Genomic DNA, 20521 nt, shown 5'->3' with positions numbered 1-20521 from the left:
ATTGCACTAGCGCTGCGGTTGCTCCACCGCACCCGGTACCGGCTCGACGAACTCGGCGGGCCGCGGCTCCCCCAGCTTCACCACGACCACGCCGACCAGCACCAGCGCGCCACCGAGAGCCTGCAGCAGATCGGGCAGCTGACCGAGCAGGAGCCAGCCGAAGAGCAGGGCGGCGATCACTTCGGAGAGAGCGACGAACGACGCGAGACGAGATCCGAGCATCCGGGTCGAGGCGACGCCGAGCACGTACGCGAGGGCCGTCGCGATCAGGCCGATCGCGAGCACCGGCACGAACCACGGCACGGTGCCGAAGCGGTAGGTGATGTCATCGGTCGTCCAGGCGATGGGCAGGATGCCGACGACTCCGGCGATCGTGAGGGCGACGGCGCCGAGCAGCAGTCCCCCTCCGGCGAGCGCGATCGGCGGCAGCCCGGTATCGGCTTTGGCCGACAGCAGGAAGTACGTCGCCGCACCCACCATCGCGGCGAGCGCCCAGAGGATGCCGGCCACATTGACCTCGGCGCCGGTGATGATGTCGAGCATCAGCACGAGGCCGACGAAGGCGATGGCGGCGCCGATCACGCTGCGGCGACTCGGCCGCTCGCCCCGACGGAGCCACAGCCAGAGGATGACGGCGATCGGCGCGGTGTATTCGATGAGCAGGGCGAGACCGACATCCATCACGGCGACGGCCTGGAAGTAGCAGAGCTGGGTGGCGGTCACGGCGAGCAGGCCGTAGGCGGCGACCATGCCCGCATTCTTTCTCAGCACGCCCCATCGACCCCGCAGCGACAGGATCGTCGGCACGAGCAGCACGAGCGCTGCGACCCAGACCCGTGCGGTCACCGCTGCTCCTGGCGTCCATCCCGCATCGATGAGGCCGCGAGCCCAGGCGCCCGACATCCCGAATGCGAAGGCCGCGCCGATCGCCAACGGCAAGCCGAAGCGCACGCCCGGCACCGTGTTGTCATTTGCAACCTTGCTCATGACAGGTGACGCTACTCGTGCGGGATGTAAGGTGTCAACATGAACTTCACCGATGACACGGAAGAGGCCCTGCGCTCGGCCGTCTGGCTGGTGAACTCGGCAGAGGACCCCCAGACCCTCGAGACGCTCGCCGACTACGACGCCTTCCTCGCGGACTTCCCCTATTCAGGTCGACTCGACCGCGACGGGGCCGAGCTCGCCTCCCTGCGAGACCTGCGCCCGCGTCTGCGCACCCTGCTGCTCGCGCCCCGAGATGAGATGGCCGCACACGTGAACGCAGCACTCGCCGAGTCGTCGCTCGCGCCGAGGCTCGTGCGCCACGATGGCATGGACTGGCACCTGCACGCCGTCGCCGACGAACGCCCTCTCGCCGAACGCGTGCTGATCGAGACCGCCATGGCGCTGATCGACGTCATCCGCGCAGATGAGGGCTCGCGCATCTCGATCTGCGCCGACGACACGTGCGACGCTCTCGCTCTCGACCTCTCACGCAATCGCTCGAAGCGCTACTGCTCGACGACCTGCACGAACCGCAACGCCGTGGCCGCGTACCGCGCACGGCGCGCGAGCGCCTGAGCCTCCGAGCCCTGCGCCCTGCACCCTCGGCATCCACCACTCCGGCCGAGATCAGAAGACTGCCTCGCGCAAGCAACATAAACTCCCATTTCTTAACAACTTTTACCGATTGTCGATCTCGGTTGACCTTGGCCCGATTCTGCGGAAATACTGAAGCATCCCCCGCAGCACAGCGCCTGTGCTCCTGTTCACCCCAAGGCCAAGGATGACCTAGATGACAGAAACGATCAGTTCTACACAGTTAGACACAGGTCGCAAGCCTCGACGGCTCACCGACGGCATGTTCGCACTGCTGCTCACCGCCCCCGGCCTGGCGCTCCTCGCGGCGGTCGTGGTCTACCCCCTGATCACCGCCCTGATCACCGCGTTCTTCAAGCAGAGCCTCGTCGAGCCCGGTCGCGAGTTCGTCGGATTCCAGAACATCATCGATGTGCTGACCGGCGACTTCCTCCGCCTGCTGGGTCAGACGCTCGTGTTCACGGTTGGCACGACGATCGCCCCCTTCGTGGTCGGCTTCGGGCTGGCGCTCGCGCTGAACACCCGCATCCGCGGGGCGAAGGTCATGCGCGGCCTGATGCTCATCCCCTGGCTGATCCCCGGGGTCGTGGTGTCGTTCCTCTGGATGTGGATCTTCAACGCCAACTACGGCGTGCTCAACTCCCTGTTCGAGACGCTCGGGCTCATCGACGAGCCCCAGGCGTGGCTCGCCAATCCGACGAGCGCCATGGTGGCCGTGATCGTCGCGAAGACCTGGCAGTCATTCCCCTGGATGATGGTCATGCTGCTCGCGGGCCTCCAGACCGTGCCGATCGAGCTTCACGAGGCGGCCGAGATCGACGGCGCCGGCACCGCCCGTCGATTCTTCTCGATCACCGTGCCGCAGATGCAGGGAATCATCGGCCTGGTGCTGCTGCTGGAGTTCATCTGGAACTTCCAGCACTTCGACATCATCTACGTGCTCACCGGCGGTGGACCGGCAGGCTCCACCCAGACATTCGCGACAGCCGTCTACGAGACCGCGTTCGACGGATTCGACCTCGGCCACGCGGGTGCCCTCGGGCTGCTCTGGATGGTGCTGCTGATGGGCCTGGTGGTCGTCTATGTCCGCCTGTCCGAGAAGGGAGAGAAGCGATGACCGCTGTCCTGACCGAGAACCCGGTGGCGGTCGCCGCCCCCGTCGCCCCTGCTCCTCGACGACGCAATCGCCGCGCCGACCGCCGCGCCGTCACCATCAGCGCCTGGGTCGCCGTCGTCGTGTTCGGCGGGTTCGCGCTGCTGCCGGTGTACTGGTTGGTCGTGACCTCGCTGACGCCTCGCACCGAGGTGTTCTCGTACCCGCCGAAGCTGTTCCCCTCCGAGATCACGTTCGACGCGTACCTGTCTCTGCTGAACAACCCCGCGCTGTTCGGATACCTGCGCAACAGCATCCTGGTGTCCGTGATCACGGCCGTGCTGTCGGTGGTCGTGTCGGCCTACATGGGCTACGCGTTCTCGAAGTTCCGCTACCGCGGCCGGCGCAGTCTCATGTACTTCGTGCTCGCCTCGCAGATGTTCCCGCAGGCTCTGCTGCTCATCACGCTCTACGCGGTCTTCTCCGCCTACGGCCTGCTGAACACGTACACCGCGCTCGTGCTGTCGTTCACGACGTTCACGCTGCCGCTGTGCGTGTGGATGCTGAAGGGCTTCTTCGACACGATCCCCGACGAGCTCATCGAGGCGGCTCGTGTCGACGGAGCGTCACGCATGCGCATCATCCACTCGATCGTGATGCCGCTCGCTGCGCCCGGACTCATCGCCGCCGGCCTGTTCGCATTCGTCCGCGGGTGGAACGACTTCATCTTCGCCCTCACCCTCCCGGGCCCGGACAAGCAGACGCTTCCTCCCGGTCTCGTCAACACGTTCATCGGCGAGGCCTCGACCGCGTGGCCCGAGCTGATGGCGGCATCCCTCGCGGTGTCGCTGCCCGTCGCCATCGCCTTCATCGCCCTGCAGCGCTTCCTCGTCGGCGGCCTCACCGCCGGCGCGGTCAAGGGCTGACCCGCGAGACACCCAGATATTCCACGAAGTCCCTCGAAGAAGAGAGAGCACATCCATGTCCGAGAACTCCATCTCCGTCTCCCGCCGCCAGCTGCTCCAGTTCGCCGGCCTCGGCGCCGCCGGACTGTTCCTCGCGGGCTGCATGCCCAGCGGGGGCGGCACCGGAAGCCCGGCCGCCACGTCGGGCAGCGGCCTCAGCGCCGGCAAGTTCACCGCCACCGACTTCTCGTTCGCGAGCTGGTCGCTCACCGAGGAGGCGGCGGCACCCGCCATCCGGTCGCTGCTCGACGGCTACAAGAAGAAGAGCGACGTCGGCATCACCGAGGTCTCGTTCCCCTACAACGAGTACTTCAAGCAGCTGATGCTGCAGGTCAGAGGCGGACAGTTCACCGGCGCTGCGCACGTCGACGTCGCCTGGCTCGCCTCCCTCGCCGCCCTCGGCAAGCTGGAGGACGTCTCGGCCCTCACGAAGGGACGCGGCTACACGGCATCCGCGCTGGAAGCCGCACAGCTCGACGGGGTGCAGTACGGATTCCCCTGGACCATCGGCGCGATCGGCCTGATCAGCAACTCCGAGATCCTCGACAAGGCGGGGATGTCGGAATTCCCCACCACGGTCGACGACTTCGAGAAGACGCTCAAGAAGCTCAAGGGCCTCGGCGGCGGTCTGATCCCGTATGCCGCGTCGACGAAGGCCGCGCAGCTCAAGGACGTCCTGATCTGGATGCAGACCTTCGGCAGCGATCTGGTCAAGAACGGCAAGGTCACGATCGGCGACGACGCGAGCGTCGAGGCGGTCACCTGGTACAAGTCGCTGTACGACCAGGGGCTGATCGCCGCAGACGTCGACAGGTTCGACGCCCGATCGCTCTTCGCCCAAGGGCGCGCTGCGATCTACGACGACGCGCCGGTCGGCCGCAGCGCCGTCACGAAGGACTCGCCCGACCCCGACCTCGACTCGAAGCTCCTTCCGCAGTCGCGCCCGGTGCTGAAGAAGGGCGACACCCCCAGGGCTCTGGTCTGGGGTGGCGCGATCGTCGTCGTCGGTGGTGGCGACGGCACTCGCACGGCCGCCGACTTCGGCCAGTGGGCGACGAGCGACCTCGACGCCGTGACCGCCGACTACGAACTGCGCGGGCTGCCGCCGGTCACCGAGAAGGCCCAGGCATCGGCGGCGGTGAAGGCGGATGCCTTCGGCACGCGCTTCGCCGAGAAGATCACCGCCACCGCGACCACCAATCCGTTCTGGCAGTTCCCGGAGTACGCGCAGATCGAGACGACGATCGCCGAACGCGTGCAGGCCGTGCTCGTGGGTCAGCAGAGCGCGAAGGATGCGATGGCCCAGGCCGGCGAAGCCGCCCAGAAGCTGCTCGCCTGACCGCCGCCGCACCCCCGCATCCGCACCCCTGAAAGGACCCCCATGCGCACCCAGACCGTCGAAGCCGACATCATCGTCGTCGGCGGCGGCCTCGCCGGAGTGAGCGCCGCCGTCGCGGCCGCTCGCCTCGGTCGTCGTACCGTGCTGATCAACAACCGGCCGGTGCTGGGTGGCAACTCCTCATCGGAGGTGCGGGTGTGGGTGTGCGGGGCGACCGCTCACGGCAATCAGCGCTGGGCCCGCGAGACCGGCATCATCGGCGAGCTCTACCGCGAGAACCAGTTCCGCAACCCCGAGGGGAACCCGGTCTACTGGGACGACGTGGTGCTCGACACCGTGCGCCGCGAGCCGAACCTGACGCTCTTCCTCAACACCGAGGTGGTCGACGCCGAGGCCGAGGGGCCGGACGACGCCCGCCACGTCCGCTCCGTCACCGGGTGGACGATGGGCTCGGAGATCCGCACGGTGTTCCGTGCACCGCTCTTCCTCGACTGCACGGGCGACGGGCTCGTCGGCGAGCTGGTCGGAGCCCGGTACCGGCTGGGCAAAGAGGGCAGGGACGAGTTCGGCGAGGACTGGGCACCGGAGCAGCCCGTGCGGGAGTTCCTCGGCTCGACGCTGCTGTTCTACACGAAGGACATCGGTCACCCCGTCAAATACGTCGCCCCCGAGACCGCGAAGGACATCACGACGACGCCGATCCCGGCGTCCCGCATCATCCGCAGCGGGGACAGCGGTGCGCACTACTGGTGGATCGAGTGGGGTGGTCAGCTCGACATCGTCGACGACAACGAGCTGATCCGCGACGAACTGCGCTCCGTGATCCTCGGCATCTGGGATCACATCAAGAACTCGGGCGAGTTCGATGCCGACAACCTCACGCTCGAGTGGATCGGCAACCTCCCCGGCAAGCGCGAGTATCGGCGGTTCATCGGCGACCACACTCTGCGCCAGCAGGATGTGATCGATCAGACCCCGTTCGACGACGGCGTCGCCTTCGGCGGCTGGTCGATCGACCTGCACCCGGCCGAGGGGATGTACGCCGAGGGGGCGGGGGCCGTGCAGCGGTTCTCCGACGGCGTCTTCGAGATCCCGTTCCGCTCGCTCTACTCGGCGAACGTCGACAACCTGCTCATGGCCGGACGCAACGTGTCGGCCACGCACATCGCCTTCGGTGCCGCACGCGTCATGGCGACGTGCGCCGCGATGGGCGAGGCGGCGGGTGTCGCCGCCTCGCTCTGCCTCACCCACGACGCGACCCCACGCGAACTGTACGAGCACCACCGCGCCGAGCTGAGGCAGACGCTGCTGCGCACGGATGCCTCGCTGATCGGCGTTCCCAACGAGGACCCGCACGATCTCGCCCGCGAGGCGACGGTCACGGCCTCCACCACGCTGCGCACGATCGGAACCGCAGAAGACGGGGCGACCCCGCATCGACTCATCGAGGATCTCGGCATCGTCATCCCCGTGCACCCCGCGCTGGAGACGACGGAGCTGCTTCTCAGCGCGGATGCCGCGACGACGCTGACCGTCGAGGTCTGGTCGACCGGGCGCCCGCAGAACGTCGTGCCGTCGCACCTCGAGCACACGACCGTCGTCGACGTGCCGGCGGGCGAGCGCGGATGGGTGCGGGTCGACACGCCCTTCGCACCGGAGGGGCCGCAGAACGCGATCGTCGTGCTGCGCGCGAACCCGCAGGTGCACGTGCACCTCACATCGCCGTTGCCCCCGGGAGCCCTGACTCTCGTGCACCGGGTCGACAACGACGACCAGAACGTCGAGGTCGACCGGGACGGCCTTCTCGTTCGGTGGCCGACCAAGCCGCTCCGCGGCCGCAGCGTCGTGTTCCGTGCCGCACCGGAGTCCGACGCGCTCGCGCCCGAGCGCTCGACCTCGGGCTTCAACCGCCCGTACGGCGGACCGAACATGTGGGCGTCCGACCCCACGGCATCCGGCCCGCAGTGGCTGCGCCTCGACTGGGCGCACCCCGTCACGGCCTCCGAGATCAGGCTCGTGTTCGACGACGACGTCGATCTCGAGCTGAACACCCTGCACCACCACCGAAGCCCCGACGAGGTGCTGCCGCAGCTCGTGCGCGACTACCGCCTCGAGGTGCTGACCGCGGCGAGCGCGGAATGGCGCGCTGTCGCCGAGGAGACAGACAACCGCCACCGGCTGCGCGTGCACGAGCTGCCGTCGGATGTCGGAGCCATCCGCGCCGCGCGTCTCGTCGTCGACCGCACGAACGGCGCGGCCGAAGCGCGCGTGATCGCGTTCAGGGTGCAATCGTGACCGGGGGCGCTAACGTGAAGGGCATCCGTCGGCCAGCCGGCGATCATCGTCCACCCAGGAGGCCGCAGGTGACCACCTCGTCGAACGGCAGGGCGATGCCCGTCGCCAGGGCCACGCGCACCGGCCTCATCGCGCTCGCCGTTCCGCACCTCGAGGAGCCGTACTTCGCCGAGCTCGGGTCTCGCCTCGTGCGCGGGGCAGACGATCGTGGACTCGCCGTGCTGATCGTGCAGACCGAGGGAGACCACGCCAGAGAGATCGATGTCGCGAACGGCGTCGGACTGCCGCCGGTCGACGGCCTGATCCACATCCCGCGGTCGCTCACGGTGGCCGACCTCACCCGGCGCACCGCGCCAGGACCCCTCGTGCTGCTCGGCGAGCACATCCAGGTCAGTCCGTTCACGCACATCACGATCGACAACCGCGCGGCGGCCCGCGCAGCCACAGAGCACCTGCTCGCGGTCGGATGCCGTCGGATCGCCTACATCGGGCGTCGTGATTCTCGCCCGTCGGATGCCGCGGACCGCCGACACGTCGGATATGTCGAGGCGCTGACCGCCGCCGACATCCCCGTCGACCCGGCTCTCACCGCGCAGGTCGACGCGTTCACCGCCGACGAGGGTGAACGGGTCGCAGCGGCGATGACCGCGGCGCTCCCCGACCTCGACGGCATCGTGTGCTCCAACGACTCTGTGGCGCTCGGTGCGCTCGCGGCGCTCCACGCGGCGGGGCGCCGGGTTCCCGACGATGTCGCAGTGATCGGCATCGACGACATCCGCGCCGCCCGGTTCTCCGTGCCCGCGCTCAGCACCATGGCCCCCGATCACGAGCAGCTCGTCGATGCGGCGTTCGCGGAGCTCGAAAGGCAGCTGACGTCTCCTCCCGGTGCCGACCTGCCGGTGCGCCACGTCACGATCCCGGCCGCCCTCGTCCGCAGGGCGAGCACCGCGAGGCGATGACGGGGTTCGGATCAGTCGGTTCCGGCCGACGCCTCGGTGCGGCGCGCGGCCACCTGCAGGCTGCCGACGTGGGCCGCCAGCTGCTGTCGGGCCTCGTCGTCGAGACCGTCGTCCGTGATCAGACGGTCGATGTCGGAGAGGTCGGCGATCGTCGTCAGTCCCACCACCCCCCAGCGCGTGTGATCCGCGAGCACGATCACCTCTCGCGCGGTCGCCATGAACGCGCGGCTGGTCTCGGCCTCGAGGAGGTTCATCGTCGTGATCCCGGCGTGCACGTCGAGCCCGTGCGCATCGATGAACACGAGATCGCAGTGCAGATGCTCGAGCGCCCGCACGGCGACGGGGCCGACAAGGGACTCGGCGGGAGTGCGCACACCACCGGTGAGCACGACGGTCTGCATGTAGGGCGCGTCGGCGCGCTCCGGGGGCGAGAACAGATCGGCCACGGAGAGCGAATTGGTGACCACCGTGAGATCGGCGACGTCGCGCACCGCACGTGCGAGCGCGAGCCCCGTCGCGCCGCCCGAGATGCCGATCGCCATGCCGGGCTCGATCATCGTGGCCGCGGCCTCAGCGATCGCGCGCCGCTCGGCCGAGACCGCCGGAGCCGTGCTCGGACGGTGCCCTGCACGCAGTCGCATCCCGCCGCGCACGCGTTCGACGACGCCCTCATCGGCCAGCTGGTCGATGTCGCGCCGGACGGTCATCTCGCTCACCTGCAGCACGGCTGCCAGCTCCGCGACGGATGCTGCTCCACGCTCGCGCGCGGCTGCGAGGATGCGCTCTCGTCGCTCGGTGACCAGCACGCGCTCTCCTTCCGGTGGGGCCTCCAGTCTGCCACGGCGCCGCCCGGCATCCCGCGGCTGACTCACCCTCGACACCGCCCGCTTCTCGACAGGAATCCCGCCCGCGCATGACCTTCCCCTCCCCCTACGACACCTGGTTCGCCGACGCCGAGTTCGACGCGAGCTACGGCCACACGCTGAGCACACTCCGCGCGATCGCTCCGATCGCCGCTCCCGACGGGTTCGCCGAACGGTGGCAGGGCTGGCGCGAGCAGGCCGAGGCGGTGGATGCCGCCCCCGCTGTGCTGTCGACCGAGACCACGCACGGAAGGCGTGTGTCGATCGTCGAACACTCCGGGGTCGACGGCACTCGTCTGCGGGCCTGGCTCGTCGAGCCCCTCTCCGGCCCGGCGCGTGTCGGCGTCGTGCACAGTCACGGCTACGGAGGACGCGATGCGGTCGATCTGGCCAGGGTGCCCGACGATGCGGCCGCGATCTTTCCCGTCGCCCGCGGGCTGCCCACTCTGAACACGGGCGTCGGCGCCCCCGAGCCCAAGGCCGAGCATGTGCTGGCCGGGATCGAGACCCCGGACTCGTACGTGCTGGGCCTGTGCGCCCGTGACCTCTGGCTCGCAGCGGATGCCCTCACGACCCTCGTCGGGTCCCTGCCGCTCTACTACGTCGGCGAGAGCTTCGGTGGAGGCATCGGCGCGCTCGCCCTCCCGTGGGATGAGCGCTTCATCGGCGCGACCCTCGTCGTGCCGAGCTTCGGGCAGTACGACGAGCGTCTCGCGGTGCACTGTGTCGGCAGCGGCGAGACCGTGCGCGACCACGTCGCCGCGCATCCGGAGGCCCGCGAGGTGCTGCGATGGTTCGACGCCTCGACGGCCCTCGGCTTCGCCCGTGTTCCGGTGCGTGTCGAGGCGGCGCTGTGGGACCCGTATGTGCCGCCGCCCGGTCAGTTCGGCGTCGCGAACGCGGCACGGATGCTCGAACTCGCCGTCCTCCCGGCGGGCCATGCAGAGTATCCGGGCGTCGAAGAGGTGACGGCCGAGGCGATCAGCGACGGCCGGGCGCATCTCGCTCGAGCGCTGCGCGCAGCATCCTGACCCCGGGCCATCCCCCTCCGGTCGCACTTCGTGCCGCCTGACCCCGGGCCATCCCCGCTCCGGTCGCACTTCGTGCCGCCTGATCGCCCCGTGGGCGGCATCAACTGCGACCGGAGCCTTCTCTGCGCGGCGACGCTCGCGATTCGCCGCGCACACCCGCGCTCGCATCCCCGCACATCCGAGCACTGGACGCCACTTGTCATCACAGGTACACTCAACTTGTCATTACAGGTTGCGCAGCGCCGCAGCACCCGTACGAGGAGCACCGATGCCCCAGTTCCACACGCCTCCGATCTCTCCGATGGCGATCGCGTTCGACGCCGAGAAGCTCACGCTCTCGCCCGAGGGACCCACGCTCACGCGGCGCATGTCCGACCTCGAGGGGCTCTTCCTCGACGCGGATGCCTGGGCCCGCGCATCCGGCGGCGACGACCCCGTCGTCTACACCGTGGTCAGCTCGCCGGTGCCCGAGGTCGACCGTGAACTGCCGCAGTCGATCACGACGATCATGCCCGGCGACACCTCGGGTGAGCTCTGGATGACCAAGGGCCACCAGCATCCGAACCACCAGGGCGAGATCTACCTCGCGCTGAAGGGCCGCGGCGGGCTGCTCATGTTCGACGGCGAGCGCACTGAATGGCTCGACATGCTGCCCGGCACGATCGGCTACATCCCGCCTGGCTGGGCCCACCGCTCGGTGAACACGGGCGACGAACCCTATGCGTTCCTCGCGGTGTATCCGGGCGGCGCCGGCCACGACTACGGCTGGGTCCTCGAGCACGGGATGGGCTCTCGGGCCTATCGCGCCACCGAGGGCGTGGACCTGCGCCCCTATTCCGCGTCCCCCTCCGCGGAATAGGCTCCGGCCATGCTGATCGCGCACGATCTGGGGACGACCGGCAACAAGGCGTCTCTGCACCACGACGACGGCCGCCTCGTCACCTCGGTCACCGTGCCCTACCCGGCGCACTTCGCCGCTGGCGGCATCGCCGAGCAGGATCCGGCGGACTGGTGGGATGCCGTCGTCTCGGCGACCCGGCAGCTGATCGCTCGTGCCGGCGTCAGGCCCGAGACCGTCGGTGGCCTCGTCGTCAGCGGCCAGATGATGGGCACGGTGCTGCTCGACGCACACGGCGAGCCGGTGCGCCCCGCGATCATCTGGGCCGACACCCGTTCGGGTGCGCAGACCCGCGTGCTCGAAGAGCGTCTCGGCGCACAGGACGCCTACCGCGTGCTCGGTCACCGGCTGAACCCCACCTACTCGCTCGAGAAGATCATTTGGGTACGCGACAACGAACCCGACGTGTGGGCGCGCGTGCGGCACTTCTGCGTCGCGAAGGACTACATCGTCTACCGGCTCACCGGGCGCCTCGCCACCGAGCGCTCGGATGCCTCGGGCACCAACGCGTACGACCAGCTGCGCGGCACCTGGTCGGCCGACGTGCTCGCCGCCGCCGGACTCGACGCCGCGCTCTTCCCCGAGATCCTCGAATCGACGACGATCGCCGGCTCGCTCACCGCCGAATCCGCCACCACCCTGGGCCTCCCGGCATCGGTCCGCGTCGTGATGGGCGGCGGCGACGGACCCCTCGCCGCGGTGGGCTCGGGCATCGTCGCCCCCGAAGACGGCGCCTACGTGTGCCTGGGCACTTCGTCGTGGATCTCGTTCGCGAGCCTCGCGCCGCTGCACGATCCGCAGATGCGCACCATGACGTTCGACAACGTCGTGCCCGGATCCTTCGTGCCGACCGCGACCATGCAGGCGGGCGGTGCCTCGGTGCAGTGGATCGCCGAAGCTCTCTCCCCCGACCCAGCGCACCCCGACACCGCACGGCTCACCGCGGAGGCGGGAGGCGACCTCGACACCGAGGACCTCTACTTCCTCCCCTACCTCCTCGGCGAGCGCTCCCCGCTGTGGGACCCGCACGCCCGCGGAGCCTTCGTCGGCCTGGGGCGCCACCACACCCGGGCGCACCTCACCCGAGCGGTGCTCGAGGGCGTGGCGTACAACCTGCTCACCTGCATCCAGGCGTTCCGCGAATCCGGAGCGACGATCGACCGCATCGACGCGGTGGGCGGCGGAGCGCAGAGCGACGCCTGGCTCGGCATCCTCGCCGATGTCTGGGGTGTGCCGATCCGCCGACGCACGATCGTCGAAGAGGCCAACAGCCTCGGCGCCGCGGTCACCGGCGCGGTGGGCCTCGGCCTCGCCGACTTCTCGGCGGCCAGGGCGCTCAGCGAGGTGACGGCGGAGTTCACCCCGGATGCCGGTCGGCATGCCGTGCACGCGCAGCGCCACACCCGTTTCGTCGACGCCTACACCGCGCTCGAGCCGTGGTTCGCCCAGGCCCCCGCCACCCGGGACGCCTGATGGGAGTCATCCTCGCCACCAGCCGCTCGTTCTCAGACGGCGACCTCGACCTCGTCGGACGCGCGCACGCCGCCGGCCACGAGATCGTCCGCGGCCCCGCGCACCACGGGCTCACCGAGCTCGCACCCCTGCTCGCTGCCGCGGAGGGGTGGATCGCGGGCACGGGACCTGTGACCGACGAGCACCTGGCCGCCGCCCCGAACCTCAGGGTCGTCGCCCGCTACGGCGTCGGCACCGAGGCGGTCGATCTCGACGCGGCGCTGCGGCGCGGCATCCCGGTGACGAACACCCCGGGGGCGAACGCGGATGCCGTCGCCGACCACGCCGTCGGCCTCATGCTCGCGGCGCTACGGTTCATCCCCGACGGCGATCGCCGCGTGCGAGCCGGCGACTGGGCCGTGCGGCGCGGCCGCGAACTCGGAGCCGCCACCGTCGGCATCGTGGGCTTCGGCCGCATCGGCCAGGGCGTCGCCCGGCGCCTCGGCGGTTTCGGCTCACGAGTGCTCGCGGCCGACCCGTTCCTCCCCGCCGACGTCATCGCTGAGCGCGGGGCCGAGCCGGTCGACCTCGACGAGCTGTTCCGCACCGCCGATGTCATCACCCTGCACGCTCCGGGCGGGCAGACGCTCGTCGATGCGGCGCGACTCGACGGCATCCGCCCCGGCACGATGCTGGTGAACACCGCCCGCCCCGACCTCGTCGACGAGGCGGCACTCGCCGCCGCCCTGCGCGACGGACGCCTCGGCGGATACGCGGCCGACACCCTGACCGGCGACACCGCAGCGAGTGCGAGCCCGCTGCTCGCCGACGACCTCGCCGACCGCGTGACCGTCACCCCGCACCTGGGCGCCCAGACCACGCAGGCCGTCGACAACATGGGCTCGATGTCGCTCGACGATGTGCTCGCGGTTCTCGCGGGCACCGCTCCCGCCCACCCCGTCCCTCCCCGACCCTGAAGGACCCAGCGATGACCATCACCGAGAACCCCGCGACACCCGCGACCACGACCGGCGGCTACATGGGCTTCGTCGGCGTGAGCACCGGCTCGTCGTCGATCATGAAGGTGTTCCCGAAGTGGGCCGAGGTGCTGGGCCTCCCCACCGAGAACCTCATCGGGCACGACCTGCCGATGGATGCGACCCCGGCGCAGTACGTCGCGATGGTCGAGCAGATCCGCGACGACCCCCACCACCGGGGCGCACTCGTCACGACCCACAAGATGAACGTGTTCGCCGCGGCATCCGACCTGTTCGACGAGCTCGACCCGTTCGCGGTCTCCTGCTCCGAGATCTCGAGCATCTCGAAGCGGGGCGACCGCCTGATCGGCCGCGCCAAGGATCCCCTCACGGTCGACCTCGCCCTGAACGACTTCCTCCCCGCCGACCACTTCACCCGCACCGGCGCCGAGGTCGTCATCCTCGGCGCCGGAGGTTCGGGCACTGCCCTCAGCTGGGCCCTGGCGGAGCGAGCGGATGCTCCGGCCCGGATCACCGTGACCGCCCGCGACGACGACAGGCTCGACCACCTGCGCGAGGTGCACCGCCAGCACGGCACTCCCGAGGGACTGATCGCGTACGTGCGCACAGACACGGTGCAGGATGCCGCGGCGATCGTCGCGTCGGCCCCCGCCGGTTCGCTGATCGTGAATGCGACGGGACTCGGCAAGGACCGCCCCGGCTCGCCGCTGCCCGACGACGTCGTGTTACCCGAGGGCGCCTGGGTGTGGGAGTTCAACTACCGGGGGTCGCTCGATTTCTTGCATCAGGCCAGGGCGCAGGAGGCCGCGCGCGGTCTGCACGTGGTCGACGGCTGGCGGTACTTCATCCACGGCTGGTCGCAGGTCGTCGCCGACGTGTTCGAGATCGACCTCACCCCCGAGATCGTCGAACGGCTCGCCGAGGCCGCCGAATCGGTGCGCTGATGCCTGTCGTGCGCACGGTTCTCGGCGACATCGACCCCGCGCAGCTCGGGGCGACGGACTATCACGAGCACCTCTTCCAGATCTCGCCGCTGCTGGTCGGCGACGAGCTCGACGACGAAGATCTCTCGGGGCAAGAGGCCGCCCTGCTGCGTGCCAGCGGCTTCGCAGCGATGGTCGATGCGACCCCGTTCGGGCTCGGGCGAGACCCCGAGGGGGTCGCCCGCATCAGCGCCGGCACCGGGATGCATGTCGTCGCGACCACGGGTCGCCACCGCGAGGCGCACTACGGCGACGACCATCCGATGCACGTGTGGAGCGCCGAGCGCCTCGCAGAGCTGTTCATCGCCGAGGTGATGCGCGGGATGCTCGTCGACGATGCGCTGGTCTTCGAGACGCCCGATGTTCCCCGTGCCGGGGCGCCCGACGGATCGCCGGTGCGCGCCGGAATGCTCAAGGCCGGCGTCGATTATTGGAGCATCACCCCGTTCGAGCACACGACGCTGCTCGCGGTCACTGCGGCGCACCGCGCGACCGGGGCGCCGGTGATGGTGCACCTGGAGTTCTGCACCGCCGCCCACGAGGTGCTCGATCTGCTCGAGGCGGGTGGCGTGGCATCCGAGCGTGTCGTGCTCGCGCACGCCGACCGTGACCCCGACGCAGGGCTGCATGCATCCCTCGCCGAGCGCGGCGCCTACCTGGGGTACGACGGCTTCGCGCGTGCGCGCACAAGGTCGGATGCCGAGCTGCTCGCCCTGACCGAAAAGGTCGTGGCCCTCGGATGCGGAGACCGCATCCTGCTCGGCGGCGATGTCGCCCGCCGCACCCGCTACCTCGCGTACGGCGGCATGCCGGGTCTCGCCTATCTCGGCGAGCGCTACCTGCCGCGGCTGCGCTCCGCGCTGGGCGACGACGCGGTCGAGCGGATGCTGGTCGCCAACCCCGCGCGCCTGCTCACCCTGTCGACCTGACCCTGTCAGCCTGACCACACCGCTGCCTGACCGCACCGTCCCACCCCGCCAGCCCACGCCCGAGGAGTCCGCATGACCGAGCCGACCATCCTGCATGCCGTGTTCACCGCACGCCCCGACAAGGGCGACGAGGTCGCGGCGCTGCTGCGCGACTTCGCCGAGGTGGTGCGCGCCGAAGAGGGCAACGTCGTGTTCGATGCGACGCGGCTCGTCGACGACCCCGACCGCTTCTTCGTCTACGAGGTCTACCGCGACGAGGCGGCCTTCCAGGCGCACATCTCGGCCCCGGCCGGCGTCCCGTTCAATGAGGCGCTGCAGCAGCTGATCGTCGAGCCGACATCCGTGCTGACCTTCCTCCGACGCATCTGACGCAGCCCGCCGCGCGCATCCGTCCGGCACACAGAAGCCCCCCGCCCGAAGGCGAGGGGCTTCTGTCGATCTCAGCGGGTCACTCGTAGAGGACCGCTGCGATCTTCGGGTCCTCGAGGTTCTTGCTGTCGTACCAGTACGAACCGGTGTCGTAGAACCCGTCAACGTCCTCGCCGTTGGCCGCGTCGTACGCCGCCTGAACGACCTGCGCGCCGATGCCGATCGGGTCCTGCGTGATGGCGCCGGCCATCGTGCCGTCCTTGATCGCGTTGATCTGCGCAGCTCCCGAGTCGAAGCCGACGATCGTGATCTTGCCCTTCTCGAGACCGAGCTCGTTCACGGCGTTCACGACGCCGATGGCCGAACCCTCGTTGGTGCCGTAGATGCCCTTGAGGTCGGGGTGGGCGGCGATCAGCGTCTTGGCGATGTCGGCCGACTTCAGGTGGTCGCCGTCGCCGTACTGGATGTCGACGATCTTGATGTCGGGGAAGTCCGCCTCGATCTTCTCGACGAAGCCGTCGCGACGCTCGACACCGGTCGAGTTGATGTTCGAGTGACCGACGATGGCGACCTCGCCCTCGCCTCCGATCAGCTCGGCCATGTGCTCTGCGGCGAGCGCTCCGGCGACCTTGCTGTCGGTCGCCGAGAGGCTGAGTCCGACGTCTCCGTCGCACGGGGCGTCGAAGTACACGACGGGGATGTCCTTGGCCTTGGCCTGCTCGAGCGGGGCGACGCACGCCTCGGGGTCGAGGGCGGCGTAGGCGATGGCATCCGGGTTCTTGTCGATCGCGGTGGTCAGCATCTCGAGCTGCTGGGCGATCTCGGTCTCGGCGGCCGGGCCCTCGAACGTGATCTTCACGCCGAGCTCGTCTGCCTTCTCCTGAGCGCCCTGCTTGACCGCCTGCCAGAACTGGTGCTGGAAGCCCTTCGAGACGAGGGCGATGTACATCTCGCCGTCGCCGCTCGATCCGTCGCCGCTGCCTTCTTCGATGACGTCACCGCCGCCGGCGCAGCCCGCGAAGACGAGGGCGGATGCGGCCACGAGTGCCGCGAATGCGGTCTTCTTGCCGAATTTCATGGAAACTCCATTGTTCTCTGTGTGGTGGTGGGGGGTGTAGATCTGTGCGATCAGGTGCGCTGGCGGTTGCGCAGCGAGTCGAGGAACACGGCCAGCAGCACGACGATGCCGACGACGATGTTCTGCCATTCCGACTGGATCGACATGATGCGCAGGCCATTGACGAGCACGCTCATGATGAGCGCACCGATCACGGTGCCGAGGATCGATCCGCGTCCGCCGAGGAGCGACGTTCCGCCGATGATGACGGCGGCGATGGCCTGCAGCTCGTAGCCGGTGCCGATCTGCGGCTGCGCCGAGTCGAGACGGGCGGCGATCACGATGCCCGCGATGCCGGTGAAGGCCCCGGCGAACATGTAGATGAGGATCGTCCAGCGCCGGGTGTTCACACCCGAGAGGCGCGTGGCCTCCTCGTTCGAGCCGATCGCGAACGTGTAGCGGCCGAGCAGCGTCTTCGACAGCACCAGCCAGGCGACGATCGCAGCCACCGCGGTGATCAGCACGGCGTTCGGGATGCCGGGGATGATCACGCCGAGCGCGATCTTCTTGAAGTCGGGCGCCGACGTCGAGAAGTAGATCGGCGAGACGTTCGAGATGACGAGGGCGAGTCCGCCGGCGATCATCATCATCGCGAGGGTCGCGATGAACGGGGGCAGTCGGAGGAACGTGATGTTGATGCCGTTCACGAGCCCCATGAGGACACCCGTGAGGACACCGCCGATCACGCCGACCCAGACCGGGAGCCCCATGTTCGTCACGAACACACCCGTCATCACGGCGCAGAGCGCCATGCCGGTTCCGATCGAGAGATCGATGCCGCCGGTGATGATGACGAAGGTCGTGCCGAGGGCGAGGATGCCGATGACCGCGGTCGACAGCAGCACCGTGGCGATGTTGCTGAAGGTGAAGAAGTTCGGGCTGGCGATCGAGAAGAAGATCACCAGGACGATCAGCGTGCCGAAGGCCAGCGACTGCTGGAGCTGACGACGGAGGAATCCGCCGATGTCGCGCTTGTCGGTGTTCTCGTCGACTGCCGTCTGGATGATCGTCGTCGTCGACGATCCGGACTGCTGTGGGGTGCTCATCAGTCTTCCTCCCCGTGGGCTGCGAGTTGCATGATCTTCTCCTGGCTGGCTTCTTCGTTGCGGAGGGTTCCGGTGATGCGACCGTTCGCGAAGACCGCGATGCGGTTCGCGACGCGGAGGATCTCCGGCAGTTCCGACGAGATGACGATGATGGATTTGCCCTGGTCAGCGAGCTGCTGCATCAGGCGGTAGATCTCTTCCTTCGCGCCGACGTCGATCCCTCGGGTCGGCTCGTCGAAGATGAGGATGTCGCAGTCGCGCATCAGCCACCGGGCGATGACGACCTTCTGCTGGTTCCCTCCGGAGAGGAGCTTGACGACCTGGTTCACCGAGGGCGTCTTGACCCGCAGCTGCTGCACGTACTCCTTCGTGCGGTTCTTCGCCTTGCTGTCGCCCATCCAGCCGATGCCATTGGCGTACGACCCGAGAGAGGCGAGCACGGTGTTGAACGTCACGTCCTGCTCGAGCATGAGCCCGAGCAGCTTGCGGTCCTCCGAGAGGTAGCCGAGGCCGTGCTTCACGGCATCCGCCGGCTGTCCGATGCGCACCGGGTCTCCGCCGATCGCGATGGTTCCACCGTCGCGGTGGTCGGCGCCGATGATCGCCCTCGCGGTCTCGGTGCGGCCCGCCCCCATGAGGCCGGCGAAGCCGAGGATCTCGCCCTTGTGCAGCTGGAACGAGACGTCTTTCAGAAGGTTCTTGGTCGAGAGCCCCTGCACGTCGAGCACGATCGGGTCGTTCATGTGATCACGGGCCTGAGGCCGGGTTCCCTCGTCGATCACGCGGCCGACCATCATCTCGATGATCTTCGGGATGCTGACCTCGGATTTCTCCAGTGATCCGATGTATGTGCCATCGCGAAGCACCGTGACGCGGTCGGCGAGGCGTCGCAGCTCGTCCATGCGGTGCGAGATGTAGACGATGCCGGTGCCCGACGCCCGCAGCTGCTCGATGAGCACGAAGAGGGTCTCGGTCTCGGAATCGGTGAGCGCCGAGGTGGGCTCATCCATGATGAGGACCTTGGCGTTGAACGACAGCGCCTTGGCGATCTCGACCATCTGCTGCTCGGCCACGGTGAGCTCGCCGACGAGCTGTCGCGGATTCACCCGGATGCCCAGTCGCTGCAGCAGCTCGGCCGTCTGCGCGTTGAGCTTGCGCTCCGAGAGGAACGGGCCGGTCGTGGGCTCGCGCCCCACGAAGATGTTCTGCGCCACGGTGAGATCGGGCATCAGGTTGAGCTCCTGGTGGATGATCGTGATCCCGAGCTGCTGCGCCTGCAGCGGGCTGGTGAGCTCGACCTCCTGGCCCTCGAACGTGATCGTGCCCTCGTCCTTGGTGTAGATCCCCGAGAGGATCTTCATGAGAGTCGACTTGCCCGCGCCGTTCTCGCCCACGAGCACCAGCACCTCACCGGCACGCACCTCGAGGTGCACGTCCTTGAGAGCCTGCACACCGGGGAATCCCTTGCTGATCCCCTCGACTCTGAGAATGGGGTCACTCATGTGCTCACCTGCTTCCTTGAAGGTCGTTATCCGATATTCCGTTCGGGCCGGAAACATCGGGTCAATTCTGCGGCCTGCGCCCCGCCTGCGCAAGTTGTATCTAAATGTAACTAAGACTTCTTCCGAAGGGAAGACCTGTAATAACAAGTTGGCGACAGGTCAGCCGATCCTGCGATGAGCAGGGTCAGTGCAGCCGAATCGAGTCCACGGCGACGAGCTTGTCGCGGATGTACGCGTTGGCGTGCACTCCGAGCTCGACGTTGTCGGTCCAGAGGTTGCGCCAGATCCCCAGCATGCGGCTGAGGTCGGGAGCGACCACGGCCGACGAGAACGACTCGAACACGATCGGGCCGTCGTATCCGATGCGCCCCAGCGCCTTGAAGAAGTCGTCGAAGTCGACGGTTCCCGTGCCGAGATATCCGCGGTGGCTCTCCCCGATGTGCACGTAGCGCAGCGACGGGGCGGCGTCGAGCACCGGCGCGAACATATCCGACTCCTCGATGTTCATGTGGTACGTGTCGAGGTGGATGCCGAGGTTCGGCCGATCGATCTCCGCGAGGTAGGCGAGAGCCTGACGGGCGGTGTTCAGCACGTTGGTCTCGTAGCGGTTGACGACCTCGAGCGACACCGAGATTCCGCGCTCGGCGGCATGGTCGGCGACGCGAGCGATCGTGCGGCGGCTGCTCTCGAGGCCCCCGGGGGTGACCGGGTCCATGTACTTCTGCATCGCGCTGTAGATCACCCCGCAGAAGTGCTGCCCGCCGAGGTCGGCGAGCACGTCGACCGCTTTGAGCAGCAGGGCCTCGCCCGCAGCCACGACGTCGGGGTCGGAGCTGGTGACGTCGGTCGCACCCGAGAGCCCGAGCGAGGCGCTGACGGCGAGATCGTGCTCTTCGAGCGCGCCCTTCGCCGCAGCGACGTCGAACGAGAACGGATCCATGAGCGGGAACTCGATGAGGTCGAATCCCGCCGCCTTCGTCTTCTCGACGGAGAGACGGATGCCGTCGGCATCGAAGTGTCCGGTCCAGACGAGCCCGTGGCATCCGATGTTCATGAGGCCTCTCGGAGACGGGTGTGCGGCACCTTCGCCTCAGCAGGATT

General features: G+C 68.7%; 19 protein-coding genes. 13 read left to right on the top strand and 6 right to left on the bottom strand.

What is annotated here, in order from left to right; genetic code table 11:
• Positions 1–6: 6 nt before the first annotated feature.
• Entirely contained in the window at positions 7–987 is a 981-nt protein-coding gene (locus tag ACQ4LY_RS07630) for an EamA family transporter (RefSeq protein ID WP_431075422.1), read from the bottom strand.
• 39 nt (positions 988–1026) lie between these two features.
• Between ACQ4LY_RS07630 and ACQ4LY_RS07625 the strand changes: the two genes are divergently transcribed.
• From ACQ4LY_RS07625 to ACQ4LY_RS07600, 6 genes are all read left to right on the top strand, one after another.
• Positions 1027–1563 (top strand): CGNR zinc finger domain-containing protein, encoded by a 537-nt coding sequence (locus ACQ4LY_RS07625; RefSeq protein WP_431075421.1) that lies wholly within the window; start codon positions 1027–1029, stop codon positions 1561–1563.
• Positions 1564–1843: 280 nt separating this feature from the next.
• Positions 1844–2698: a carbohydrate ABC transporter permease gene (locus ACQ4LY_RS07620; RefSeq protein ID WP_431075419.1), complete on the top strand. Its 855-nt coding sequence runs from the start codon at positions 1844–1846 to the stop codon at positions 2696–2698.
• Positions 2695–3600, top strand: a complete 906-nt coding sequence (locus ACQ4LY_RS07615; RefSeq protein ID WP_431075418.1) for a carbohydrate ABC transporter permease — start codon at positions 2695–2697, stop codon at positions 3598–3600. The genes ACQ4LY_RS07620 and ACQ4LY_RS07615 overlap by 4 nt, the downstream gene beginning before the upstream one ends.
• Positions 3601–3655: 55 nt before the next feature.
• Positions 3656–4978 (top strand): extracellular solute-binding protein, encoded by a 1323-nt coding sequence (locus ACQ4LY_RS07610; RefSeq protein ID WP_431075417.1) that lies wholly within the window; start codon positions 3656–3658, stop codon positions 4976–4978.
• Positions 4979–5020: 42 nt separating this feature from the next.
• Positions 5021–7273: an FAD-dependent oxidoreductase gene (locus ACQ4LY_RS07605; protein ID WP_431075416.1), complete on the top strand. Its 2253-nt coding sequence runs from the start codon at positions 5021–5023 to the stop codon at positions 7271–7273.
• A 68-nt stretch (positions 7274–7341) separates the two neighbouring features.
• Positions 7342–8232, top strand: coding sequence for a LacI family DNA-binding transcriptional regulator (locus ACQ4LY_RS07600; protein WP_431075415.1), 891 nt, complete (start codon positions 7342–7344; stop codon positions 8230–8232).
• Positions 8233–8243: 11 nt separating this feature from the next.
• On the opposite strand, the gene ACQ4LY_RS07595 is transcribed toward ACQ4LY_RS07600, so the two are convergent.
• Positions 8244–9038 carry a DeoR/GlpR family DNA-binding transcription regulator gene (locus ACQ4LY_RS07595; RefSeq protein ID WP_431075414.1) on the bottom strand — a complete coding sequence of 265 codons (795 nt, stop codon included), beginning with the start codon at positions 9036–9038 and terminating at the stop codon, positions 8244–8246.
• 107 nt (positions 9039–9145) lie between these two features.
• Here ACQ4LY_RS07595 and ACQ4LY_RS07590 point away from each other — a divergent pair, with 107 nt between their 5' ends.
• The 7 genes from ACQ4LY_RS07590 to ACQ4LY_RS07560 all read left to right on the top strand — a co-directional run bounded on the left by ACQ4LY_RS07590 (position 9146) and on the right by ACQ4LY_RS07560 (position 15755).
• On the top strand, positions 9146–10126 hold the full coding sequence (locus tag ACQ4LY_RS07590) for an acetylxylan esterase (protein ID WP_431075413.1): 981 nt from the start codon (positions 9146–9148) through the stop codon (positions 10124–10126).
• A 268-nt stretch (positions 10127–10394) separates the two neighbouring features.
• Entirely contained in the window at positions 10395–10985 is a 591-nt protein-coding gene (locus tag ACQ4LY_RS07585) for a glucose-6-phosphate isomerase family protein (protein WP_431075412.1), read from the top strand.
• A 9-nt stretch (positions 10986–10994) separates the two neighbouring features.
• On the top strand, positions 10995–12497 hold the full coding sequence (gene xylB / locus ACQ4LY_RS07580) for a xylulokinase (protein ID WP_431075411.1): 1503 nt from the start codon (positions 10995–10997) through the stop codon (positions 12495–12497).
• Positions 12497–13453: a phosphoglycerate dehydrogenase gene (locus tag ACQ4LY_RS07575; RefSeq protein WP_431075410.1), complete on the top strand. Its 957-nt coding sequence runs from the start codon at positions 12497–12499 to the stop codon at positions 13451–13453. Before xylB ends, ACQ4LY_RS07575 begins: the two co-directional genes overlap by 1 nt.
• A gap of 11 nt (positions 13454–13464) precedes the next feature.
• Positions 13465–14418 (top strand): shikimate dehydrogenase family protein, encoded by a 954-nt coding sequence (locus ACQ4LY_RS07570; RefSeq protein ID WP_431075409.1) that lies wholly within the window; start codon positions 13465–13467, stop codon positions 14416–14418.
• Positions 14418–15386, top strand: coding sequence for a phosphotriesterase family protein (locus ACQ4LY_RS07565; protein WP_431075407.1), 969 nt, complete (start codon positions 14418–14420; stop codon positions 15384–15386). The genes ACQ4LY_RS07570 and ACQ4LY_RS07565 overlap by 1 nt, the downstream gene beginning before the upstream one ends.
• Before the next feature lie 72 nt (positions 15387–15458).
• Positions 15459–15755 (top strand): putative quinol monooxygenase, encoded by a 297-nt coding sequence (locus ACQ4LY_RS07560; protein ID WP_431075406.1) that lies wholly within the window; start codon positions 15459–15461, stop codon positions 15753–15755.
• Between the two features lie 79 nt (positions 15756–15834).
• Here the strand turns inward: ACQ4LY_RS07560 and ACQ4LY_RS07555 are convergent, their stop codons facing one another.
• The 4 genes from ACQ4LY_RS07555 to ACQ4LY_RS07540 all read right to left on the bottom strand — a co-directional run bounded on the left by ACQ4LY_RS07555 (position 15835) and on the right by ACQ4LY_RS07540 (position 20474).
• Positions 15835–16833 carry an ABC transporter substrate-binding protein gene (locus ACQ4LY_RS07555; RefSeq protein WP_431075405.1) on the bottom strand — a complete coding sequence of 333 codons (999 nt, stop codon included), beginning with the start codon at positions 16831–16833 and terminating at the stop codon, positions 15835–15837.
• 50 nt (positions 16834–16883) lie between these two features.
• Positions 16884–17918 carry an ABC transporter permease gene (locus ACQ4LY_RS07550; protein ID WP_431075404.1) on the bottom strand — a complete coding sequence of 345 codons (1035 nt, stop codon included), beginning with the start codon at positions 17916–17918 and terminating at the stop codon, positions 16884–16886.
• Complete coding sequence (locus ACQ4LY_RS07545) at positions 17918–19420, bottom strand: sugar ABC transporter ATP-binding protein (RefSeq protein WP_431075403.1); 1503 nt, start codon at positions 19418–19420, stop codon at positions 17918–17920. Before ACQ4LY_RS07545 ends, ACQ4LY_RS07550 begins: the two co-directional genes overlap by 1 nt.
• A gap of 184 nt (positions 19421–19604) precedes the next feature.
• Positions 19605–20474, bottom strand: a complete 870-nt coding sequence (locus ACQ4LY_RS07540) for a sugar phosphate isomerase/epimerase family protein (RefSeq protein WP_431075402.1) — start codon at positions 20472–20474, stop codon at positions 19605–19607.
• Between the last annotated feature and the right edge of the window lie 47 nt (positions 20475–20521).

Source organism: Microbacterium phyllosphaerae, assembly GCF_050628115.1.
GTDB lineage: Bacteria > Actinomycetota > Actinomycetes > Actinomycetales > Microbacteriaceae > Microbacterium > Microbacterium phyllosphaerae_A.
The sequence above is the reverse complement of the archived record's forward strand: the minus strand, read 5'-3'. Positions and strand labels throughout refer to the sequence as shown.